This window comes from Pseudomonas sp. PHC1 (assembly GCF_046487845.1).
Lineage (GTDB): Bacteria > Pseudomonadota > Gammaproteobacteria > Pseudomonadales > Pseudomonadaceae > Aquipseudomonas > Aquipseudomonas sputi.
The window spans coordinates 74,171-92,508 of the sequence record NZ_JBJXHJ010000006.1 but is presented as its reverse complement, the minus strand read 5'-3'; the positions used below and the strand labels follow the sequence as shown (position 1 = coordinate 92,508).

The following is an 18,338-nucleotide window of genomic DNA, read 5'->3' as shown; positions in this document are numbered from 1 at the left end:
AAGCATCCATAGAGTGTTGTTCACTATTGTTCATTGTCAATCGCCCGACTGTTCAATTGTTCAGTCGCAACTGTTCATTTGTGTTCAGCTACGAACCACGGTTTGCCTGGCTCGCAGCGAATTTGGCAGTAAATCAACAGCTTGCCGTTTCTGGCACGAATGTCGCTCTACAGGACAGGTCGCTTGATTCCAATAATAAAAAGGCCGAGCCATGTCACTCACCCTGGAGCACGTCAGCCGCACCGTCGAAGGCCAGACCTGGATCGACGATGCGAGCCTGAAATTCGAACCTGGATCCTTCAACGTTTTGCTCGGGCGCACGCTGTCCGGCAAGACCAGTCTGATGCGCTTGATGGCCGGTCTGGACAAGCCCGACAGCGGTCGGATCCTGATGAACGGCGTCGACGTCACCCAGCGTCCGGTGCGTTTGCGCAACGTATCGATGGTTTATCAGCAGTTCATCAATTACCCGACCATGACGGTGTTCGAGAACATCGCCTCGCCGCTGCGCCAGGCCGGGATCTCCAATGAGCAGATCCAGAGCAAGGTGCAGGAAACCGCGAAGATGCTGCGCATCGAAAAATTCCTGAAGCGCTATCCGCTGGAACTCTCCGGCGGCCAGCAACAGCGCACCGCCATGGCCCGGGCGCTGGTCAAGGATGCCGAGCTGATCCTGTTCGACGAGCCGCTGGTCAACCTCGACTACAAACTGCGCGAAGAACTGCGCCAGGAAATGCGCGAGCTGTTCAAGGCGCGCCACACCATTGCCATCTACGCCACCACCGAACCCAACGAAGCGCTGGCGCTGGGCGGCACCACCACGATTCTTCATGAGGGCCGGGTGATCCAGAGTGGCCCTTCGACCGAGGTCTATCACCAGCCCAAAACCGTGCTGGCGGCTGAATTGTTCTCCGAGCCACCGATCAACCTGATGCCGGGGCGTATTGCGGGCAACGAAGTGAGCTTCGCCAACTTCGTGCACTTCCCGTTGAACGTCGACCTGCGGCCGGTGGGCGAGGGCGAGTTCCGCTTTGGCGTGCGCCCGAGCCACATCTCGCTGGTGCCGAGCAATGACGACGACCTGGAACTGGCGGTGACCGTCGAGGTGGCGGAGATCAGCGGTTCGGAAACCTTCCTGCACGTGCGCAACGAGCATTTCCTGCTGGTGCTGCATCTGCCGGGGGTTCACGAATACGACGTCGATGCGCCGATCCGCATTTATATCCCGACCCATAAACTGTTTGTGTTCGATGCGCAGGGCCGTCTGGTGCAGGCACCGGGCCGGCGCGTCGCGAGGGTTGCCTGATGGCCGAAATCCGTTTGCAGCACCTCGCCCACAGCTACAGCAAAACCCCGAGCGGGCCCGAGGATTATGCGATCCGCGAGATGGATCACATCTGGGAGCAGGGCGGTGCCTATGCCTTGCTCGGCCCTTCGGGCTGCGGCAAATCGACCTTGCTCAACATCATTTCCGGCCTGCTCAGCCCGTCCCAGGGGCATGTGCTGTTCGACGGCAAAGCGGTCAACGATCTGACCCCGGAGAAGCGCAACATCGCTCAGGTGTTCCAGTTCCCGGTGGTGTACGACACCATGACCGTGTTCGACAACCTCGCTTTTCCCCTGAGAAATCAGGGCCTGGCCGAGGCGAAAGTGCACAGCAAGGTGCAGGAAATCGCCGAAGTCCTCGACCTGCAAAACCTGCTGAGCAAGAAGGCGCGCAACCTCACCGCCGACGAAAAACAGAAAGTCTCCATGGGCCGGGGCCTGGTGCGCGATGACGTGTCGGCGATCCTGTTCGACGAACCGCTGACGGTGATCGACCCGCACCTGAAATGGAAACTGCGGCGCAAGCTCAAGCAGATCCACGAGCAGTTCAACATCACCATGGTCTACGTCACCCACGATCAACTGGAGGCTTCGACCTTCGCCGACAAGATCGCGGTGATGTACGGCGGGCAGATCGTCCAGTTCGGCACCCCACGGGAGTTGTTCGAGCGGCCGAGCCATACCTTTGTCGGCTACTTCATCGGCAGCCCGGGGATGAACCTGATCGAAGTGCAGCCGCAACCGGGCGGGGTCGGTTTCAATTCGACCCACCTGCCGCTGTCCGACGCCTTGCAGCGCCATATCGAACACGGTCAGTGGAAAAATCTGAAGGTCGGTATCCGTCCCGAGTTCATCCATGTGTGGGACGAGCCCTTTGATGACGCGATGCAGGCGCGGGTTGTACACGTCGAAGACCTCGGCACCTACAAGATCATGACCCTGGATCTCGATGGCGTACCGCTGAAAGTGCGTCTGGCCGAGGACAAACCGGTGCCCCAGGGCACGGCGTACATCAGTTTCCCGGCGCAGTGGCTGATGGTCTATGCCGACGAATTTCTGCTGGATGCCACCGACAGCGAGGTACAGCCATGAACAAAGTGCAGAACAACAAGGCCTGGTGGCTGGTGTTGCCGGTGTTTCTGCTGGTGGCGTTCAGTGCGGTCATCCCGATGATGACCGTGGTCAATTACTCGGTGCAGGACATCTTCGACCAGTCCAGCCGCTACTTCGTCGGCGCCGACTGGTACAAGCAGGTGCTGCTCGATCCGCGTCTGCATGACTCGTTGCTGCGCCAGTTCATCTACTCGGCGTGTGTGCTGCTGATCGAAATCCCGCTCGGCATCGCCATCGCGCTGACCATGCCGACCAAGGGTCGCTGGTCGTCGCTGGTGCTGATCGTGCTGGCGATCCCGCTGCTGATTCCATGGAACGTGGTCGGCACCATCTGGCAGATTTTCGGCCGCGCCGACATTGGCCTGCTCGGCTCAAGCCTCAACGCCATGGGCATCAGCTACAACTACGCGGCCAACACCATGGACGCCTGGGTCACCGTGCTGGTGATGGACGTCTGGCACTGGACTTCGCTGGTCGCGCTGTTGTGTTTCTCCGGGTTGCGGGCGATTCCCGACGTGTATTACCAGGCCGCACGGATCGACCGGGCATCGGCGTGGGCAGTTTTCCGGCACATTCAGTTACCGAAGTTGAAGAGCGTGCTGCTGATCGCGGTGATGCTGCGCTTCATGGACAGCTTCATGATCTACACCGAGCCGTTCGTGCTCACCGGCGGCGGGCCGGGTAACTCGACGACCTTCCTGAGTCAGACCCTGACCCAGATGGCCGTAGGCCAATTCGACCTGGGGCCGGCGGCGGCATTCTCGCTGGTGTACTTCCTGATCATCCTGCTGGTGTCCTGGCTGTTCTACACCGCCATGACCCACAACGATGCCAACCGCTGAGGCCCGGCCATGAGCAAAAGAAAGCTGATTCCACTGCTGCTCTACATCCTGTTCCTGCTGGTGCCGATCTACTGGCTGCTGAACATGTCGTTCAAGAGCAACACCGAAATCCTCGGTGGACTGACCCTTTTCCCACAGGATTTCACGCTGGCGAACTACAAGGTGATCTTCACTGATCCGAGCTGGTACACCGGCTATATCAACTCGCTGTACTACGTCAGTCTGAACACGATCATCTCTCTGACCGTGGCGCTGCCGGCGGCCTATGCGTTTTCGCGCTACCGTTTTCTCGGCGACAAGCACCTGTTCTTCTGGCTGCTGACCAACCGCATGGCGCCGCCGGCAGTATTCCTGCTGCCGTTCTTCCAGCTGTATTCATCGATCGGGCTGTTCGACACCCACATCGCCGTGGCGCTGGCGCACTGCCTGTTCAACGTGCCGCTGGCGGTTTGGATTCTTGAAGGGTTCATGTCCGGGGTGCCGAAGGAGATCGACGAAACTGCCTACATCGACGGCTACAGTTTTCCCAAGTTCTTCGTGAAGATCTTCATTCCGTTGATCGGCTCCGGCATCGGAGTGACGGCGTTTTTCTGCTTCATGTTTTCCTGGGTCGAGCTACTGCTGGCACGCACGCTGACCTCGGTGAACGCCAAACCGATCGCGGCGGTGATGACGCGCACGGTGTCGGCATCCGGGATTGACTGGGGCGTACTGGCGGCGGCGGGGGTGTTGACTATTCTCCCCGGCATGCTGGTGATCTGGTTCGTTCGCAACCACGTGGCCAAGGGCTTTGCCCTGGGCCGGGTCTGAGGAACTGATGATGGAATGGATGAGCTGGACCGTCCCGACGGCGGCGTTTTTCATCGTGATTGGTTTGATCCTGGTGGGCATGACCACCTGGGAATTGCGCTCGCCGAGCATCTTGCGGCGAGGGTTTCTGCCGATTGCCACCACCCGTGGCGATCGCTTGTTCATCGGTCTTCTCGGCAGCGCCTACCTGCATCTGCTGGTAATCGGCGTGACCGACTGGAGCATCTGGGTAGCGTCCGCGTTGTCCCTGGTGTGGCTGTTGGCTGTGATGCGTTGGGGCTAGTCGAATCGCTCGGCAATCGTGCTCCGAAAACCTAACAGGAGGTCTCTATGTTCGATAAGAAAAATAAGCTGCGACATAGCATTTCATTGGCAGCCATGCTGGCACTCAGCGGTTTGAGCGCGTCCGCCTGGGCCGACGCCTACGAAGATGCCGCGAAAAAGTGGATCGGCAGCGAATTCAAGCCGTCGACTCTGACGCCTGAGCAGCAGCTTGAGGAACTGAAATGGTTCATCAAGGCCGCCGAGCCGTTTCGCGGGATGGACATCAAGGTCGTCTCGGAAACCCTGACCACCCACGAATATGAGTCCAAGGTGCTGGCCAAGGCCTTCAGCGAAATCACCGGCATCAAGCTGACCCACGACCTGCTGCAGGAAGGCGACGTCGTGGAAAAAATGCAGACGGTGATGCAGTCGGACAAAAACATCTACGACGGCTGGGTCAACGACTCGGACCTGATCGGTACACACTTTCGCTACGGCAAGACCGAATCGATCACCGACCTGATGGCCAACGAAGGCAAGAACTTCACCTCGCCGACCCTCGACATCAAGGACTTCATCGGCATCTCCTTCACCACCGCGCCGGACGGCAAGATCTATCAATTGCCCGACCAGCAGTTTGCCAACCTGTACTGGTTCCGCGCCGACTGGTTCGAACGCGCCGATCTGAAAGCCAAGTTCAAGGAAAAGTACGGCTATGAACTGGGCGTGCCGGTGAACTGGTCGGCCTATGAAGACATTGCCAAATTCTTCAGTGAAGACGTCAAGGAAATCGACGGCAAGCGCATCTACGGGCACATGGACTACGGCAAGAAAGACCCGTCCCTGGGCTGGCGCTTCACCGATGCCTGGTTCTCCATGGCCGGTGGCGGCGACAAGGGCATTCCCAACGGTTTGCCGGTGGACGAGTGGGGGATTCGTGTCGAGGATTGCCACCCGGTCGGCTCCAGCGTGACCCGCGGCGGCGACACCAACGGTCCGGCGGCAGTGTTCGCCACCACCAAATACGTCGACTGGCTGAAGAAATACGCGCCACCGGAAGCGGCGGGCATGACCTTCTCCGAATCCGGCCCGGTGCCGTCCCAGGGCAACATCGCCCAGCAGATCTTCTGGTACACCGCGTTCACCGCCGACATGACCAAACCGGGCCTGCCGGTGGTCAACGCCGACGGCACGCCGAAATGGCGCATGGCGCCGTCGCCGCGTGGGCCGTATTGGGAAGAGGGGATGAAACTCGGTTATCAGGACGTGGGCTCGTGGACCTTCATGAAATCCACGCCTGAGAAACAGAAACTCGCAGCCTGGCTGTACGCGCAGTTCGTGACTTCGAAAACCGTGTCGCTGAAGAAAACCATCGTCGGCCTGACGCCGATTCGCGAGTCGGACATCAACTCGCAAGCGATGACCGATCTGGCGCCTAAACTCGGTGGTCTGGTCGAGTTCTACCGCAGCCCGGCCCGCGTGCAATGGACTCCGACCGGCACCAACGTGCCGGACTACCCACGCCTGGCGCAACTGTGGTGGAGCCACATCGCCGAAGCCGCCAGCGGCGAGAAGACCCCGCAACAGGCCCTCGACGGTCTGGCCAAGGATCAGGACGCGATCATGACCCGTCTGGAACGCTCCAAGGCCCAAGCGGTGTGCGCACCGAAAATGAACCCCGAGCGCGACGCGCAATACTGGTTCGACCAGCCGGGCGCACCAAAACCGAAACTGGCCAACGAGAAACCGAAAGGCGAAACCGTGAGCTACAACGAACTGCTCAAATCGTGGGAGGCGGCACGCAAGTAAGCGCTTTTGCGGGACGGAACGGCACCTTCGGGTGCCGTTTTTTTTAGTCCTCGATTTCACGTTTCACCGCTCGGCGCACCGCTTTGAGGAGGGCGTTTTCAAAGGCGTTGTGCCCGGCGTGCAACAGACGGCAGTGGATGTTCATGCGTTGCCTGAGCCAGCGCACGCTGGCCATGCCATGGGTGTCGTGGATGCCCTGGATCAGCAGGGTGTTGTCGTGGAGGGTCAGGCCTTCATCCTGGGGCGTGAAGAAATAGTGTTGCAGGTGGTAATGCAGTTCGAGGCGGATCGCGAGTACCGCTTCCTGATCGACGAAACGCTCCAGGGTGTCGGGGCAGATGGTCTGCCCTGTGCGACGTAAAACGGCATTCAGCCATTCGATGGCGGCGCGGTGTTGCTGCGATGGGCGGCCTTCGCCGAGGATCCGGTAGAGGTCCCTGGCGCGTTGGCCGGGCGATATTTGAGGCGACTGCGCCAACCCGTCATTGAGTGCCTGATCGTAGGCCCTGACATTGGCGGCGAAAGGTACGAACACCGAAACCAGTGTGGTTTTCAGCAGGTGCTGCGGGTAACGCTGCTGGTACTGAATCGCCAGCCAACTGCCCCATGACACCCCCAGCACACTGATCTTTTCGAAACCGAAATGCTGGCGCAGGGCGTCGATGTCTTCGACACACAGCCCGGTGGTGTTGTCCCGCAGTTCGCCATAGGGTGTCGAGCGCCCGCAACCCCGTTGGTCGAACAGGATGATGTCGAACCGCCCCGGGTCAAAGAATTGCAGGTGGTGACGGCTGATACGCCCGCCGGGGCCGCCATGGAGGAAAAACACCGGTTCGTGTCCCGGAACACCATGGCGTTCCCAATAAAGTTGATGGCCGTCGCCGGTCGGGTAATAACCTCGGCTGTGCAGGGAGAAGGTCATGACGCCTGAACCGTCAGACGATAGAACTGGAACAGCTCGATTTGACCCGGCCGCGCCGCGACGCTGGATTCAAGTTTCAGGTTGTGGATGGAGGCAAGCCAGGTCACCGGGATCAACACCGGGGTGTGACCGAAGACGAGGATCGTGCCGCCGGGCTTGACGCAACGGATCAGCGATTCGAAGGCGGCCTGGGCCTCACGGCGGGTCATGACTTCGGCGTTGAGGAACCGCAGGATCAAGACATCGCAGCGGATGCCGGCATCGAAGGCCTCACTCGCCTCCAGCACATCGAACTCGACGGATGTTCCGCTGTGCCATCGCCTGGCGTGTTCGATCATCGAGGCCGAACGGTCACTGCCCAGGCACAGACAGTCCGGCAAGGCGCGGGCCAGATGGGCGATGAACGCGCCGGTCGAACAGGCCGGGTCGTAAATCAGTGCGGCTTTTTCAGTGATGGCCTGGAGCAGCCCGGCGCAGTATTCGCGCAAGTGGAGTTCGTCCGTGTTCAGCTGTTTGGCCAGTGACTCGTTGCATTGCCAGAAGCCTTGCGGGCAGACCGCTTCCCGGCCTGTCTCATCGAGCAGTGGAAAGGGAAACAGGATCTCGCTGTCAGCCTGATGCAAGGCGTGCTCGAAGAACTGCGCTTTGTCCGCGGGGGAGGCCGCCCGATAGCCGATCGACAAGCCGTCATCACCCCACAATGAATGGCAATGCGGGCCAAACAACATGTCGGGCTTTAGCGCGCTGCTGGCCTGCCATCGGAAATGCCGGTCACGTTGCAGGCGCTTGCGGCCAACCCAGAGTTCATCGTTCACCCGCAGGAAAAAAACGTGATGCAGTCCGCTGCCACGCGGTTCGAGGAAGTGGCCAACAGCGCCATTCTCGTTGAGGTGATGGCGCATGGATCGGGCCAATGTCAGTTCCCGGTTGCGATCGAGTCGGTTCATGCGACTGGCCTCTCCAGGGTACGGCCCCGGGCTTGCGGGATGACGACGTTACCGCTGGAGACCACGAAGAAACGTTCCAGTCCGGGGATCACCACGTTGAGCAGGGTCGTGCCGAGCTCGGTTCGCTGCAGGACGGCTGCACCCAGCGTACGGCCATGAATGCGCAGATCTTGAGTCAGCAAGTGAAGTTGATTTGCCACCGACAGGTCGTGACTGGAATCCGGCAGTCTCACCTTGTGTTGAACGCAGCGATGCAACAGCGTCTGCGTATCGAACTGCGCACAGCGCAGCAGACGCGGGAAGGGTTGCAGGTTGCGCAGTGCATTGGTCAGCGTCTGGTGGTACTCGGGTTCGGCGGCACTGAGTTGCAATTGCACCAGTTCAGTGAGCGCCCGCCGCGCCGCGTGGCGCGGGTCGAGGGAGCTGCCGCTGCCGAACACCTGAGGATGAGGGCCTGGCTTGGTCGTGAACGCCAGAAAGGTTCGCGTCTTGAACTCGGTGCTGATATCCACCAGCACGATTTCGCCGTCGATTTCCTGTTCGGCATCGTTCCATAGGCGACCGAGTTCGTCGTTTTCAGAGAGACGCCTCACCCGTCGCAGTGGCGGATGGTTCTGGTAGTAAAAATGATCGAGCAGAAACAACGACACGGCGTCGCGTTCGATGCATTCGTTGGCGGCGTGCAGCATCGCTTCGTCGTACGTGGCGCCAATGGCGGTGCCGCTGTTGCTGGCGTAGCGCTGCACGGCGCGGTAGTCCGCCATGCCCGGTGACGAGGGCAAACGTGAGCCGTGCGGCGCAGTCAGCGCCAGCGGATAGGAAAACCGGTCATGCCACGGCGGACAGACATAGGTCCGGCAGGTGATGCGCACGTTTTGCTGGCAAGTGAGCCTGTGCAGTAGCGAGTCATCGGCAAACACCGGAGTGTCTTTGAAATAGTGTTCCGTTTCGTGGTGAACATCGGTGGTACAGAGCTCATCCGTCCAATAGTGCTCGAGCGCTTCATAGAGCGCGCCCAGGTGCGCCTGATCCGCATAGCCCTTGCCGGAGCCACGGGCATGACGGTTGCCGCAGCCATGAAGACTCGCCTGAACGGCAACCACTTTGCTGCCGAGGGTGCGGGTGTGGGTTGTGAGGCCCAGGCGAGAAAGTTCGGCATGAATACGTCGTTCTGCCTGATCGGCCGTGAGCTCACGCTCGGCCAACGTTGTCTTGTTCATGATTCCCTTCCTGGAAAGCCCGCAGGGGCACAAGGCCCCCGCGGGTTCTGTCACTCGGCGTTGAGTTCCGCCTGTTCTTCCTCGGTCAGTTGCAGTGCTTCGACCTGCTCTGCCGAGGGCACTTCCTGCTCTTCCAGTTCATCGATCTGGTTGGCGTTCCAGCTGCCGATGTAGCCCATGATGTTGCTCCTTGGTTGTTGTTTGGGAGTGCTGTTGCAAGCACGAGCCGAATCTAAAAGGGCCTTGAGGGTGGGGTCAAAAATGTCCAGACGTTTCCAGTCGCGGGTTTCAGCGATGTCGAAATACGTACTGATAAAACGTGAATTGACGTGCCGGAGTCATCGGGCGGGCTTGTTTCTGAGGGGGCTGTACTGCGTGGCAACGGGCGAGCCACGGGAAAAAAATCAGCGGTTTGAGGCGTTCTGTCTTCAGCCTCTGTCAGACGTTTCGGCGCAGGGGCGACGCAAATTCGTACTGAAGGGGTTGCGTGGATCTATGGAGCACTTGTGCGGCGATTTTTCCCATGAGGTTTGAGAAAACACCGCACAAAACGGCTTGAAGGTTTAATGCCGTTCCCGGCGCATCACGGGAAACACCAGACTGAATACCGTCATCGCCCCCGGACGGCTTTGAACCTGGGCAGAGCCCTGATGCAGCGTCATGATCGAATGCACGATAGCCAGTCCCAGACCGGTACTGCCCTGTGAGCGGGTGCGGCTGCTGTCGACCCGGTAAAAACGGTCGAACAGATACGGCAGGTGCTGGGCTTCGATGCCCGCACCGGGATTGCTCACCCGCAATGACACCTCGTTCGGCGCCTGTTCGATGAACAGCGAAACGGTCTTGCCGCACGGGCAGTGGCGCAGGGCATTGGACAGCAGATTCGATATCGCTCGCTGAATCATCAGCCGGTCCCCCGACACCTGAGCGCTGCCGATGACTTTCAGATCGATCTGTTTGTCCTGCGCCGTCAGAGAAAACAGTTCGACCACTCTTAACGCCTCTTCTTCCAGTGCAATCGGCTCGAACGAGGCGTGCGCCGCAGGCTGGCTGGCCTGGGCCAGGAACAACATGTCCGAGACCATCCGCGCGACCCGCTCCAGCTCTTCGGTGCAGGACACCAGAACGTTGGTGTATTCCTCGACCGAGCGCTCCCGCGACAGCGTCACCTGGGCCTTGCCCATCAGGTTGTTGATCGGCGTGCGCAGCTCGTGGGCCAGGTCATCGGAGAATTGCGACAGTTGCTGCACGCCGCTGTCCAGGCGATCAAGCATGACGTTGATGCCCTGCGCCAGTTCGCTGAGTTCCTGGGGCATGTTCAGCACCGACAACCGATGATCGAGATCCTGCGTCGTCACTCGCGCCGCCACTTTGCGAAACTCGCGCAGCGGGGCCAGCCCTCGCTGTACGGCGCCCCAAGCGGTCAGACCGATGAATACCAGCAGCAACGGCAAGGCCACCAGCGTCGAGCGTAAATAAGCGCTGAGCAGCGCCTGATCGTGGGCGTTATCCATCGACAGCAGCACCGGTACGTTGCTGCCGTCCTTGAGGCGAATCAGCCTGGAGACGGTGAGAAACTTCGCACCTTCGGCATCGACGCTGTCGGTGTGGGTCAACTGGTCGGTCGTCGCCCGTATCGCCTTCAATTCGACCCGTGGATCGGTCAGGCCCGAACCGGATTTAAGCAGTGGAGTGCGCAGGTTGTTCAGGTCGTAAAGGGTCAGCGTGAGGTTGTCATGCCCCATGACCTGATCGAGCAGAATGTGCGGCTTGGCGCTGATCTGCGCGGTGTCGAAGTACAGCGTCAGGCTGTGCTCGACCTGTTCCATCTTCTTTTCCAGACTGTCCCGGGACAACGCATTGAGTTCATGTGTGAGTGCGAAGTAGGCAAGAATCGCCAGGAACACCACCAGCAATGCACCCAGAATGCTGACCGTCAGCCCCAGCCGCAGCGACAGACTGGCCGGCTTCATTCCCGCGCCTCCAGCGCATAGCCGACACCGCGCAGGGTGTGGATCAGTTTGTTGTCGAACGGGTCGTCGATCTTCGCCCGCAAGCGGCGGATCGAGACTTCGACCACATTGGTGTCGCAGTCGAAATTCATGTCCCACACCAGCGAGATGATCTGGGTGCGGGTCAGCACTTCGCCGCAATGGCGCATCAGCAGGTGCAGCAGGGCAAACTCCTTGGTGGTGAGGTCGATGCGCTGTGTCCCTCGGAAGGCCCGATGACGGCCCGGATCGAGTTCCAGATCGGCGACCTTGAGCACCTGCGGCACCGGGATGTTCTCGCTGCGACGCATCAAGGTGCGCACCCGGGCCAACAATTCGGGGAATTCGAACGGCTTGACCAGATAATCGTCGGCGCCCAGATCCAGCCCCCGGATCTTGTCCGCCCGCCGCCCGCGCGCGGTGAGCATCATCACCCGGGTGGAGTGGGTCCGACGCAGTTGTTCCAGCACGCTCCAGCCGTCGAGTTCCGGCAGGTTCACATCGAGAATGATCAGGTCATAAACCTGTTGTTGCGCCAGGTGCAGGCCGTCAGCGCCATTGACGGCGTGATCAACGATATAACCACTTTCGGTCAGCCCCTGATGCAAGTATTCGGCAGCTTTAAGCTCGTCCTCGATGACAAGGATTCGCATGATGTTTCACCACTTTTAATGAATGGTTAATTAAGTAAGCGGGTCGCGGAAGTTGTAGTTGTGTAGGGACTTCCTGACAAACTTTGGAACTGAGTGGGGTGCACGGTAAAGGCTGTAGTGGCTACAGAGTCAACGGCTGAGCCCTTTAAAACGGCCATCTGCGACAGCCTGTCGCAGGGGGATGTTGAGTTTTCCATGACGTCCATTTCGGCAAGTGCTGTCCGGCGGATAACTAACGTGCATTTGTTTCTATCTATTGCAACCAAGCCATTCGAACTTCGAATCCTAGAGCAAAACAACTTCGGTATACCGTGGATAACGGATTTGTAATGTTCACGTCACCTTGTCGATAAGTTCAAAACCCTACCGTGGCGCCATCAACGATTCTTGATTGAAGGAAGCCTTTCATTGTCCGGTTTAATAGAACTGACGGCGCGATCACGCCTGAAAAAAACCGCCAGCGGCCTCTTGTTGCTGGCCTGTGCCAGCTTGGCCAACGCATCGACTTTGACCCTTGATCAGGCCCTGCAAGCCGCTTTCGCCGGCAACCCGGAGCTGGCCGCCGCGCAGTGGGAAATCGGCATTGCCGAGGGTGACCGCAAACAGGCTGGCCTGATCCCCAACCCCGAGCTGTCGTGGGAGGCTGAAGACACCCGGCGCGAATCGCGCACCACTACGGTGATGCTCAGCCAGCCGATCGAGCTGGGCGGCAAGCGTGGCGCGCGGATCGAGGTGGCGAGCCGTGCGCAGGATGCCGCCGGCATTGAACTGGAGCGCAAGCGCAACGCCCTGCGCGCCGACGTGCTTCAAGCGTTCAACGGTGCGCAGACCGCGCAGCAACGTTTGCAATTGGCCCGGCAGTCGCTGCAACTCGCCGAGCACGGTTTGCGTGTGGCGCAGGGGCGGATCGAGGCGGGCAAGTCGTCGCCGGTGGAAGGCACGCGGGCGCAAGTGCAGCTTTCGCAAGTGCGCCTGGAATTGAGCCGCGCCGAGCGCGATCAGGCCAATGCCTACCAGCAATTGGCCCAGGTCATGGGCACACCGTTGCCAACCTCGACCACGGTGCAGACCGCGGCTCAGGGCCTGCGCGGCGTGCCGCCCCTCACCGGTTTGCTTGAGCGCCTCAACGAGACGGCGGAGCTGCGCCTGGCCAGTTTGCAGATCAACCAGCGCGAAGCCTCGCTGGGGCTGGAAAAGTCCCAGCGGATTCCCGATCTCACCGTCAGCATCGGCAGCCAGTACAGCGAAACCGAGCGCGAGCGGGTCAACGTGGTCGGGCTGTCGATGCCGATTCCGCTGTTCAACCGCAATCAGGGCAACGTGCTGGCGGCGGCGCGGCGTACCGATCAGGCGCGGGACCTGCGCAATGCCACCGAACTGCGCTTGCGCACCGAAATCCAGACCACGCTGGCGCAATGGCAGACCGCCAACGGCGAAATCCAGGCGTTCGACCAGACCATCCTGCCCGCCGCGCAACGTGCGGTCGACAGTGCCACTCGTGGTTTCGAAATGGGCAAGTTCGGCTTCCTCGACGTGCTCGATGCCCAGCGCACATTGATCGCTGCTCGCAGCCAATACCTCCAGGCGGTGAGCGAGGCGACCGACGCCCGGGTCCGTATCGAACGCATCTTCGGCGACCTCAGCGCCCACCCTTGAATTTCAACGTTCTGATGACTGCGCGATGGTTTGGCGCAGAGGAGTTTCCATGGATAAAAAACTGATCGTGGTCGCTGCGGCGACCTTGGCGTTGGGCATTGGTATCGGCTCGATGTGGGGCGGTAACGGGTCTATCGACGCCCATGCCGATGAAGCGGCGGAACACGCCGATCACGCCGAAGAAGGCGCCGCTGCTGACGGCGAGCACGACGAAGAAGGGCACATCGAATTGACTGCCGAGCAGATCGCGGCGGCGGGGATTCAACTGGCCGCCGCCCAGGCGCAGAACTTCAGCCTCGGTCTGTCGTTCCCCGGCGAGGTGCGCTTCGACGAGGACCGGACCGCGCACGTGGTGCCGCGTGTGCCGGGCGTGGTCGAGTCGGTGTCGGTCAATCTCGGGCAGTCGGTGAAGAAGGGCCAGTTGCTGGCCGTGATCGCCAGTCAGCAGATCTCCGATCAGCGCAGCGAGCAGGCAGCCGCGCAACGTCGTCTGGCCCTGGCCCGTACGACGTTTGAGCGCGAGCAGAAACTGTGGCAGGACAAGATCTCCGCCGAGCAGGATTTCCTTCAGGCACGTCAGGCTCTGGAAGAAGCCGAAATCGCCGTGAGCAATGCCCGGCAAAAGATCAGCGTGCTCAGCGGCAGCGTGGTCGCCACCGGTGGCAATCGCTATGAACTGCGGGCGCCTTTTGACGGTGTGGTGGTGGAAAAACACCTGACGCCAGGGGAGGTGGTCGATGAAACCACGGCGGCGTTCACGCTCTCGGATCTGTCGCGGGTGTGGGTCACGTTCGGTGTTTCACCGAAGGACCTGAACAAGGTGCAAGTGGGCAAACCCGTCACCGTCAGCGCGGCAGAGTTGAACGCCGAAGTCAGCGGCACCGTGGCCTACGTCGGCAGCCTGCTCGGCGAACAGACCCGCACCGCGACCGTACGCGTCACCCTGGAAAACCCGCAGGGTTCCTGGCGGCCAGGCCTGTTCGTCACGGCGCGGGTCGCGACCGACAGCCGTCAGGCCCAAGTTGCGGTACCGGAAACCGCGATTCAGACCGTCGAGGACAAACCCACGGTGTTCATCCGCACCGACGACGGCTTCAAGGCGCAAGCGGTGGAGCTGGGCAGTCGCGCGGCCGGCCATGTGGAAATCACCCAAGGACTGGAGCCGGGCGTGCAAGTGGCCAGCGCCGGCAGCTTCGTCCTCAAATCGGAGCTGGGCAAAGCCTCGGCCGAGCACAGTCATTAATCGCGGAAGACGCCCATGTTCGAACGCCTGATCCAGTTTGCCATCGAGCAGCGCATCATCGTGCTGCTCGCCGTTCTGCTCATGGCCGGCCTCGGCATCGCCAGTTATCAGAAACTGCCGATCGACGCCGTGCCCGATATCACCAACGTCCAGGTGCAGATCAACACCGGCGCGGCCGGGTTCTCGCCGCTGGAAACCGAGCAGCGCATCACCTTTCCGATTGAAACCGCGATGGCCGGTTTGCCGGCGCTGGAGCAGACCCGCTCGCTGTCGCGCTCGGGGTTGTCCCAGGTCACGGTGATCTTCAAGGACGGCACCGACCTGTTCTTTGCCCGGCAACTGGTCAACGAGCGGTTGCAGTCGGCCAAGGCGCAATTGCCCGAAGGCGTGGAAGCGGTGATGGGGCCGATTTCCACCGGGCTCGGCGAGATCTTTTTGTGGACGGTCGAGACCACGGAAGGCGCTCTGAAGGACGACGGTACGCTCTACACGCCGACCGACTTGCGGGTGATTCAGGACTGGATCATCAAGCCGCAACTGCGCAACGTCCCCGGCGTGGCCGAGATCAACACCATCGGCGGTTTTGCCAAGGAATATCAGATCGCCCCCGATCCGAAAAAACTCGCGGCCTACAAGCTGACCCTCACCGATCTGGTGACGGCGCTGGAGCGCAACAACGCCAACGTCGGCGCCGGGTACATTGAGCGCAGCGGCGAGCAATGGCTGATCCGCGCGCCAGGGCAAGTGGCGAGCACCGAGGACATCGCCAACATCGTCATGGCCAATGTCGACGGCACGCCGATCCGCATCAAGAACGTCGCCACCGTGGACATCGGCCGCGAACTGCGCAGCGGCGCCGCCACGGAAAATGGCCGCGAGGTGGTGCTCGGCACGGTGTTCATGCTGATCGGCGAAAACAGTCGCACAGTTTCCCAGGCCGTCGCCACGAAGCTTGAACAGATCAACAAATCCTTGCCCGCGGGCGTGATCGCGGTGCCGGTGTACGACCGCACGCATCTGGTCGACAAAGCCATCGCCACGGTGAAGAAGAACCTCGTCGAAGGCGCGATTCTGGTGATCGCGATCCTGTTTCTGTTCCTCGGCAACATCCGCGCTGCGCTGATCACGGCGATGGTGATTCCGCTGTCGATGCTGTTCACCTTCACCGGCATGTTCAGCAACAAGGTCAGCGCCAACCTGATGAGCCTCGGCGCGCTGGACTTCGGGATCATTGTCGACGGCGCGGTGGTGATCGTCGAAAACACCCTGCGCCGGCTGGCCCATGCGCAGCAGCATCACGGGCGCCTGCTGACGCGATCCGAGCGTTTCCATGAAGTGTTTGCGGCGGCAAAAGAAGCGCGGCGACCGCTGATTTTCGGCCAGCTGATCATCATGGTCGTGTACCTGCCGATTTTCGCCCTGAGCGGTGTCGAAGGGAAAATGTTCCACCCGATGGCGTTCACCGTGGTCATCGCGTTGCTCGGCGCCATGTTGTTGTCCGTGACCTTTGTGCCGGCGGCGATTGCGCTGTTCGTGACCGGCAAGGTCAAGGAAGAAGAGGGCGTGGTGATGCGCGGCGCGCGTCGCGTTTATGCACCGGCGCTGCACTGGGTCATGTGCCATCGGACGATGGCGGTCGGCGCGGCGTTGGGGGTGATCGTGCTCAGTGGCGTGGTTACCGGTCGTATGGGCAGCGAGTTTGTGCCGAGCCTCAGCGAAGGTGATTTCGCCTTGCAGGCATTGCGCGTGCCGGGTACCAGCCTGACGCAATCGGTGGACATGCAGCAGCGGCTGGAAACGTTGATCCTGAATAAAGTGCCGGAGGTCGAGCGCGTCTTCGCCCGCACCGGTACTGCGGAAATCGCCTCCGACCCGATGCCGCCCAACATCTCCGACAGCTACGTGATGCTCAAACCGAAAGAGCAATGGCCGGACCCGGGCAAGTCCCGCGATACCCTGATGGCCGAGCTGCAACAAGCCGCGGCAACGCTGCCGGGCAGCAACCATGAACTGTCGCAGCCGATCCAGTTGCGCTTCAACGAACTGATTTCCGGCGTGCGCAGCGACGTGGCGGTCAAGGTGTTCGGCGATGACATGGACGTGCTCAACGCCACGGCAGCGAAGATTGCCGCCGCGATGCAGAAGGTTAACGGTGCGTCTGAGGTCAAGGTCGAGCAAACCACCGGTCTGCCGGTGCTGACCATCAACATCGACCGCGACAAAGCCGCGCGTTACGGGCTCAACGTTGGCGATGTGCAGGACACCATCGCCGTGGCCGTCGGTGGGCAAAAGGCCGGGACGCTGTATGAAGGTGACCGTCGATTCGACATGGTGGTGCGGTTGTCCGACGCCATGCGCAAGGACATTGAAGGGCTGTCGGCGCTGCTGATTCCAGTGCCGGCGGCTGCCGGTGACGCAGCCAGTCAGATCGGTTTCATTGCACTGAAGGACGTTGCCAGCCTCGATCTGGTGCTGGGGCCGAATCAGGTCAGCCGCGAAAACGGCAAACGGCTGGTGATCGTCAGCGCCAACGTGCGTGGGCGCGACATCGGTTCTTTTGTCGCCGAGGCGGGCGAAGCGATCGAGCGTGACGTGCAGGTGCCGGCGGGTTACTGGACCACCTGGGGCGGGCAGTTCGAGCAACTGCAATCGGCGGCCAAGCGCTTGCAGATCGTGGTGCCGGTGGCGTTGCTGCTGGTGTTCGGATTGCTGTTCATGATGTTCAACAACCTCAAGGACGGCTTGCTGGTGTTCACCGGGATTCCGTTTGCGCTGACCGGCGGGGTTATGGCGTTGTGGTTAAGGGACATCCCGTTGTCGATCTCGGCGGGTGTCGGGTTTATCGCGTTGTCCGGTGTGGCGGTGCTCAACGGGCTGGTGATGATCGCGTTCATTCGCAACCTGCGGGAGCAGGGGCGTTCGCTGTCCGAAGCGATTCACGAAGGTGCGCTGACGCGATTGCGCCCGGTGCTGATGACGGCGTTGGTGGCGTCCCTGGGCTTCATTCCAATGGCTCTGGCGACCGGCACCGGGGCCGAGGTGCAGCGACCGTTGGCGACGGTGGTGATTGGCGGGATCCTGTCCTCGACCATTCTCACGTTGCTGATCCTGCCGGCGCTGTATCAGCTGGCGCATCGCCGGGACGAGGAATTGCCCACTGCTGGCTAGGCACTTTTGGCCCTGACAACAGGCCCGCGATTGCGGGCCTTTCTACATGACGGATATGTAATTTCAGCGCCACCGTCACGAAAGGTTCGGATTGTTATCTTGATCCCGTCAGTGACTTGAATGAGGAATCAACGATGAAACTTGCACAGATTGGCGCGTTTGCCATGGCTCTGATGATGTCTTCCCTGGTGTTGGCCGAAGGCGGCGGCGACCGCACTTTCGACAGAATGATGGCTGCCAGTGACCGCTCGATGGAGGTGTTTGCTGCAAAGGTAAAGGCCCGTGATCCGGTCGTCGTGAACGACAAGAAGGACGACAAGACCCAAGACCTGTAAGCGTGTCGCCAATGAATGAGCCCGTCATCGCGCATCGAT

General features: G+C 60.8%; 16 protein-coding genes. 10 read left to right on the top strand and 6 right to left on the bottom strand.

The features are described from left to right. The first annotated feature begins 211 nt into the window (after positions 1-211). The 6 genes from ACKJSM_RS10885 to ACKJSM_RS10860 are packed head-to-tail and all read left to right on the top strand — an operon-like array spanning position 212 to position 6,164. Positions 212-1,306 carry an ABC transporter ATP-binding protein gene (locus ACKJSM_RS10885; protein WP_085690014.1) on the top strand — a complete coding sequence of 365 codons (1,095 nt, stop codon included), beginning with the start codon at positions 212-214 and terminating at the stop codon, positions 1,304-1,306. After that, positions 1,306-2,418, top strand: a complete 1,113-nt coding sequence (locus tag ACKJSM_RS10880) for an ABC transporter ATP-binding protein (protein ID WP_236177534.1) — start codon at positions 1,306-1,308, stop codon at positions 2,416-2,418. Before ACKJSM_RS10885 ends, ACKJSM_RS10880 begins: the two co-directional genes overlap by 1 nt. Beyond that, complete coding sequence (locus ACKJSM_RS10875) at positions 2,415-3,281, top strand: carbohydrate ABC transporter permease (protein WP_236177535.1); 867 nt, start codon at positions 2,415-2,417, stop codon at positions 3,279-3,281. The genes ACKJSM_RS10880 and ACKJSM_RS10875 overlap by 4 nt, the downstream gene beginning before the upstream one ends. 9 nt (positions 3,282-3,290) lie before the next feature. After that, entirely contained in the window at positions 3,291-4,091 is an 801-nt protein-coding gene (locus tag ACKJSM_RS10870; protein ID WP_007951486.1) for a carbohydrate ABC transporter permease, read from the top strand. Between the two features lie 10 nt (positions 4,092-4,101). Further along, on the top strand, positions 4,102-4,374 hold the full coding sequence (locus tag ACKJSM_RS10865) for a DUF2160 domain-containing protein (protein WP_039767461.1): 273 nt from the start codon (positions 4,102-4,104) through the stop codon (positions 4,372-4,374). 47 nt (positions 4,375-4,421) lie between these two features. Continuing rightward, complete coding sequence (locus ACKJSM_RS10860; RefSeq protein WP_236177536.1) at positions 4,422-6,164, top strand: ABC transporter substrate-binding protein; 1,743 nt, start codon at positions 4,422-4,424, stop codon at positions 6,162-6,164. Positions 6,165-6,207: 43 nt separating this feature from the next. Here ACKJSM_RS10860 and ACKJSM_RS10855 read toward each other — a convergent pair whose 3' ends face one another. The 6 genes from ACKJSM_RS10855 to ACKJSM_RS10830 form a co-directional block, all read right to left on the bottom strand. Continuing rightward, a complete protein-coding gene (locus tag ACKJSM_RS10855) occupies positions 6,208-7,086 on the bottom strand; it encodes an alpha/beta fold hydrolase (protein ID WP_410237415.1) in 879 nt (292 codons plus the stop codon). Further along, positions 7,083-8,033: a class I SAM-dependent methyltransferase gene (locus ACKJSM_RS10850; RefSeq protein WP_410237414.1), complete on the bottom strand. Its 951-nt coding sequence runs from the start codon at positions 8,031-8,033 to the stop codon at positions 7,083-7,085. The genes ACKJSM_RS10855 and ACKJSM_RS10850 overlap by 4 nt, the downstream gene beginning before the upstream one ends. Further along, positions 8,030-9,253, bottom strand: coding sequence for a YcaO-like family protein (locus ACKJSM_RS10845; protein ID WP_410237413.1), 1,224 nt, complete (start codon positions 9,251-9,253; stop codon positions 8,030-8,032). Before ACKJSM_RS10845 ends, ACKJSM_RS10850 begins: the two co-directional genes overlap by 4 nt. Before the next feature lie 50 nt (positions 9,254-9,303). Continuing rightward, positions 9,304-9,432, bottom strand: coding sequence for a hypothetical protein (locus tag ACKJSM_RS10840; protein ID WP_410237412.1), 129 nt, complete (start codon positions 9,430-9,432; stop codon positions 9,304-9,306). Between the two features lie 384 nt (positions 9,433-9,816). Continuing rightward, positions 9,817-11,226, bottom strand: a complete 1,410-nt coding sequence (locus ACKJSM_RS10835; RefSeq protein WP_410237411.1) for a heavy metal sensor histidine kinase — start codon at positions 11,224-11,226, stop codon at positions 9,817-9,819. Continuing rightward, positions 11,223-11,897 (bottom strand): heavy metal response regulator transcription factor, encoded by a 675-nt coding sequence (locus tag ACKJSM_RS10830; protein ID WP_410237410.1) that lies wholly within the window; start codon positions 11,895-11,897, stop codon positions 11,223-11,225. The genes ACKJSM_RS10835 and ACKJSM_RS10830 overlap by 4 nt, the downstream gene beginning before the upstream one ends. A 408-nt stretch (positions 11,898-12,305) precedes the next feature. Here ACKJSM_RS10830 and ACKJSM_RS10825 point away from each other — a divergent pair, with 408 nt between their 5' ends. The 4 genes from ACKJSM_RS10825 (at position 12,306) to ACKJSM_RS10810 (ending at position 18,299) form a co-directional block, all read left to right on the top strand. Continuing rightward, complete coding sequence (locus ACKJSM_RS10825; protein WP_410237409.1) at positions 12,306-13,553, top strand: TolC family protein; 1,248 nt, start codon at positions 12,306-12,308, stop codon at positions 13,551-13,553. 49 nt (positions 13,554-13,602) lie between these two features. Continuing rightward, a complete protein-coding gene (locus tag ACKJSM_RS10820) occupies positions 13,603-14,796 on the top strand; it encodes an efflux RND transporter periplasmic adaptor subunit (protein WP_410237408.1) in 1,194 nt (397 codons plus the stop codon). A gap of 15 nt (positions 14,797-14,811) precedes the next feature. Next, a complete protein-coding gene (locus tag ACKJSM_RS10815) occupies positions 14,812-17,964 on the top strand; it encodes an efflux RND transporter permease subunit (RefSeq protein ID WP_410237407.1) in 3,153 nt (1,050 codons plus the stop codon). A gap of 134 nt (positions 17,965-18,098) precedes the next feature. After that, positions 18,099-18,299, top strand: coding sequence for a co-regulatory protein PtrA N-terminal domain-containing protein (locus ACKJSM_RS10810; protein ID WP_410237406.1), 201 nt, complete (start codon positions 18,099-18,101; stop codon positions 18,297-18,299). The last annotated feature ends 39 nt before the right edge of the window (positions 18,300-18,338 follow it).